Origin of the sequence: Lonsdalea britannica, from assembly GCF_946477055.1 — a bacterium.
Classification (GTDB): domain Bacteria; phylum Pseudomonadota; class Gammaproteobacteria; order Enterobacterales; family Enterobacteriaceae; genus Lonsdalea; species Lonsdalea britannica_A.
In genome coordinates this window covers 1-4,521 of record NZ_CAMKXG010000271.1, presented here as the reverse complement: position 1 = coordinate 4,521, position 4,521 = coordinate 1, and the positions used below count along the sequence as shown (strand labels likewise).

Sequence of the window (4,521 nt, the reverse complement as noted above, 5' to 3'; positions counted from 1 at the left end):
GCTTCGGGGTTACCGCCGATGGCGTACATGCGGCGTCCGTGTTTGGTCAGCGAGAGATACAGCTGTACGACCACGGTGACCACCAGCATGATCACGACGATGGTCGGCACCTGCCCGAGGGTGGAGAAAAACTCCGGGATCAGCCCTTCGGCCATTTCGCCGCTGGGCAAGACCATGTTCTGGGTAATGGAGCCCCCGTAGCTGTAGGTCATCGCGACGCCCTGGATCACAAACAGGCTCGCCAGTGTCGCCAGCATGTCCGGAATGCGCAAAATGACGATCAGGAAGGCGTTAAATAGTCCCACCAGCATGCACAGCGCCAGCGTCAGGAGAATGGCGCCCGTCGTTCCAAAGCCGTACCAGACGAACAGCGAGACGACCAATGCATTAGCTAATGACGCGGTGGAGCCCACCGACAGGTCGAAGCCGCCGACGGACAGCGACAGCGATACGCCGATGGCGATCACCGTCACAATGGCGATGGAGCGCAGGATATTGATGATGTTGTACGGGTCGAGAAAATTATCGGATGCCAGTCCAAACAGCACCACCAGCGCGACGACTGTCAGCAGCATGCCCCATTTGTACAGGAAATCGAACAGACGATGAATGACAGGGAGAGCCCCGTTAGATGAATGTGGCTGACTCACGCAGGAGTTCCTCCGGTTGAATACAATAAAAGGGTTTCTTCGTCCGTCGTCGCGGCGTCCAGTTCCGCCACGATACGGCCATCCCACAGCACGCAGATACGATCGCACAGTCCCACCAGTTCGGAGAATTCACCCGAGGCGTAGATAATGCCTTTCCCCTGTTGCGACAGTTCTCCCATCAATCCAAACAAATCCTGTTTGGCCTTGATATCCACGCCCTTGGTCGGTTCGTCGAAAATCAGTACCTGCATATCGCTGCGCATCCATTTGCCGATGGCGACTTTTTGCTGGTTGCCGCCGGATAAGCGGCGAATGGTCTGTCGCGGCCCACGGGTGCGGATGTTGAGCTGCTGGATCAACTTTTTTGCCCAGGCGGCGGCCTGACGTCCACTGAACACGCCCCATCGGGAGAAGCTGTCGCTGGCGGCGATGCTCAGATTCATGGATACGGTGTCATCAATGAAAATCCCTTCTTTGCGACGCTCTTCCGGCACCAGTGCGATCCCGGCGGCGACGCTGTCGGCAGGGGAGCGCGGTTTCCAGGGCTTAGCCCGATATTCTCCCGCGTGAATGCGGCTGCGGCTCGCGCCAAACAGCGCCTTGCACAGCTCCGTCTTACCTGCGCCCGCCAGACCGGCGATGCCCAGAATCTCCCCCTTGTGCAGCGTCAGAGAAATATCCCGCAGCAGGGTGTCGTCGTGCAGGCCGTCAACGCGCAATAGCGTTTCGTCATGCGACACCGGCGTACGGGGAGGGAAGATATCGGTTAACTGATGACCGAGCATATTTTCAACGATCTGTTCGCTGCTCAGCCCCTGCATCGGCGTACGGCTGACGAATTCGCCGTCGCGAAGCACGGTCAGCGTGTCGCAAATCGCTTTCAGCTCATGAATACGGTGCGAAATAAACACGATCCCAATGCCTTCCGCCTGCAGGCGGCGTACGACGGCAAAGAGGCGTTCGCTTTCTTCCTGATCCAGCGGGGCCGTCGGCTCGTCGAGGATGAGAAAACGGCAGTCATGGGACAGCGCGCGCGCCAGTAAGACCTGCTGTTTTTCCGCCAGCGTGCAGTGCTCCATGCGACGACGTACGTTAAGGGTAATCCCCAGTTGGTCGAGCAGCGCCGCGGCCTGACGGCGGAGGTTCGGCCAGTTCAGGCCGTGGCCATTTTGCGCCAGCGTATCGAGCATGATGTTTTCGGCGACCGAAAGCGTGGGCACCAGCGCCGCGTCGACTTCCTGCTGCACAAGGTGAATGCCGTAACGTTTAGCATCACGCGGGGAGTGGATAGAAATGGCTTCGCCGTCCAGCAGAATATCGCCGGTGTAGCGGTCGTGAGACCCTGACAAAATCGCCATCAGGGTGGATTTTCCGGCGCCGTTAGCGCCCGTCAGAGCGTGGATAGAACCGCCCTCCAGGGCAAACTGCACCTGTTTTAACGCCGGGAAGCCGGCGAAGGAGATGGAAATATCGCGCATTTCCAAGCGTGAACGGTGGGCAATGGACATAACTACGGCAACTCGTCTCGGCGGTAAGGGATAGTGGCGTTAGCCGGCTGAAAATTAACACACTTTTTTGAGATAAAGAATGCTGAATACAGGGGATTCGCGCGGCGTTTGAAAATGAAAAAGCATAACTTAAGCAAAAAAGTGATTAAGAATAGGGCCCGATGATTTTAAGATGCGTTGACGGTCTGATGACAAAAACCGCAATCGGGGCGATCGCCCCAGCCGCAATAAAAGGCCAACACGTTGTCACGTAAGGAATTATCGATAATGAGTACATCACCTATCCGCGTCCAGGTTGGGCCGGCAAATTACTTTTCCTTTCCAGGGGCTATCGACAAACTGACCGACTTCTATCCTGCGCCGGTGCTGACACGGGCGCTGTGGATCCACGGCGAGCGCGCGCTGAACGCCGCGAAACCTTATCTGCCCACTGAATTTTCGGCGGAAGGCGCGAAACAGGCGCTGTTTGCCGCCCACTGCAGCGAAAGCGAAGTTGAGAGACTGGTTACGCTGGCGGGGGATGATCGTTCTGTCGTCATCGGCATCGGCGGCGGGGCGGTGCTGGACACCGCCAAAGTGGTCGCGCGTCGTCTGGGCGTACCGCTCGTGGCGATCCCGACCATTGCGGCGACCTGCGCGGCATGGACGCCGCTGTCCGTCTGGTATAACGACGAAGGGCAGGCCTTGCGCTTCGAGATTTTCGAAGATGCGAACCATATGGTGTTGGTGGAGCCACGCATCATCCAGTCCGCGCCGGTGGAGTATCTGCTGGCCGGGATCGGCGATACGCTCGCCAAGTGGTATGAAGCCGTGGTGCTGAGTCCTCGTCCGGAGACGCTGCCGCTGACTGTGCGACTGGGTCTACAGACGGCGTTGGACATTCGTAACGTGCTGCTGCGACAAAGTGAGGCCGCGTTGAAGGCGGTTGAGTCAGGGACGATAAATCAGGACTTTTTGGACGTTGTCGAAGCGATCATCGCAGGCGGCGGTATGGTCGGCGGCCTCGGCGAGCGTTACACCCGTGTTGCGGCGGCACATGCGGTACATAACGGGCTGACGGTGTTGCCGCATACGGAGCGTTTTCTTCATGGCACCAAGGTGGCTTACGGCATTCTGGTTCAGTGCGCGCTGTTGGACGATACCGATGCGCTGCGGGAACTGAGCTCGGCATTCCGCCTGATGGGGCTGCCCACCACGCTGGCCGATCTGGCGATAGACATCAATGATTCTGCGGCGATGCAGGCCATCGTTGCCCGCACGCTCCAGCCGGGCGAGTCCATCCACTTTGTACCGGTGGAACTGGACGAAGCGCGTCTGCTGGCGGCGTTCCGTCAGGTAGAGTCCCTTGGCGAGTGAGCTTGGTTAAGCGCAGGGCGGGTGCCCGCCCTGAATGATTACTGCAATTTTTCGTAGGGAAATGAATTTTTGATAAAGCGGGAGTAATAGCTGCCCTTCGAGTTTGAGGCGAGTAGCTCTTCATAGATCATGCGTGCGACGCCTTGGTACTGATAAAGGCTGCCATTCAGGAATTCGATTTCAAGAATGCTGGTTTCAGCATCGTAGCCGACGGCAAACAGGTCGGCGGATGAAACACGCTTACGTTGCAAATTGGTCACTCCCTGTTGGATGTGCAGCATTACCGCCTGAAACTGCGGGCGTTCTGCAATGCTGTGACTGTGTGTGTCTTGTTTTATCTACGGGACGGGCATGTCGGGCAGCGCGCTGAAATCCGGAAAGTCGGCCTGACGCCGCCAGACCTCAGAAAAGGCACGCTCTGCCAGTGCCCATGCAGGTATTAAACCCTTCTCACCCTATTGCTGCAAGAATTTCCCGTGGAAACGCAGGTGATCTTCGATGAAGCTGGCGATGAAAAAGTAGCTGTGATCATAGCCAGGCTGCATGCGCAGCGTCAGCGGCCACTCTCGCTGACGGGCGATGGCGTCCAGCGCGTGCGGCTGGAGTTGCTCCGGCAGGAACGGATCGTCCTCGCCCTGATCGATCAAGATCGGCAGCGGATGGTCGCTGGCGGCCAGCAGATGGCAGCTGTCGTAGTCGCGCCACCGCTGTTCGTCTTCGCCGAGATAGGCGCTGAACGCTTTGCGCCCCCAAGGCACTGCGCTGGGATTGACGATAGGGGCGAAAGCCGACGCCGAACGATAACGTCCCGGATGACGCAGCGCGAGCATCAGCGCGCCGTGGCCGCCCATCGAATGGCCACTAATGGACTGACGATCGCTGACGTTCACATGCTGCCGAATCAGCTGCGGCAGTTCATCGCTGAGGTAGTCGAACATCCGATAGTGCGGCTGCCACGGCGCTTCAGTCGCGTTCACGTAGAACCCCGCGCCCTGACCCAAATCGTA

Annotated in this window: 5 protein-coding genes; 1 reads left to right on the top strand and 4 read right to left on the bottom strand. The window is 58.3% G+C overall.

Features of this window, described 5'->3' with window-relative positions; genetic code table 11:
• Both Q7O77_RS14980 and Q7O77_RS14975 read right to left on the bottom strand, forming a co-directional pair.
• Positions 1-650 (bottom strand): ABC transporter permease (locus Q7O77_RS14980; RefSeq protein WP_304169125.1); only part of this gene is annotated, 650 nt, incomplete at its 3' end.
• Positions 647-2,158, bottom strand: a complete 1,512-nt coding sequence (locus Q7O77_RS14975; protein WP_304169122.1) for a sugar ABC transporter ATP-binding protein — start codon at positions 2,156-2,158, stop codon at positions 647-649. The genes Q7O77_RS14980 and Q7O77_RS14975, both read right to left, overlap by 4 nt.
• 267 nt (positions 2,159-2,425) lie before the next feature.
• On the opposite strand from Q7O77_RS14975, the gene Q7O77_RS14970 reads away from it, so the two are divergent.
• Complete coding sequence (locus tag Q7O77_RS14970) at positions 2,426-3,514, top strand: oxidoreductase (protein WP_304169119.1); 1,089 nt, start codon at positions 2,426-2,428, stop codon at positions 3,512-3,514.
• Positions 3,515-3,552: 38 nt separating this feature from the next.
• On the opposite strand, the gene Q7O77_RS14965 is transcribed toward Q7O77_RS14970, so the two are convergent.
• Together Q7O77_RS14965 and Q7O77_RS14960 are read right to left on the bottom strand one after the other, a co-directional pair.
• Positions 3,553-3,765 (bottom strand): KTSC domain-containing protein, encoded by a 213-nt coding sequence (locus tag Q7O77_RS14965; protein WP_085652309.1) that lies wholly within the window; start codon positions 3,763-3,765, stop codon positions 3,553-3,555.
• 204 nt (positions 3,766-3,969) lie between these two features.
• The coding region (locus Q7O77_RS14960; protein WP_304169114.1) for an alpha/beta hydrolase-fold protein at positions 3,970-4,521 on the bottom strand (552 nt) is incomplete at its 5' end.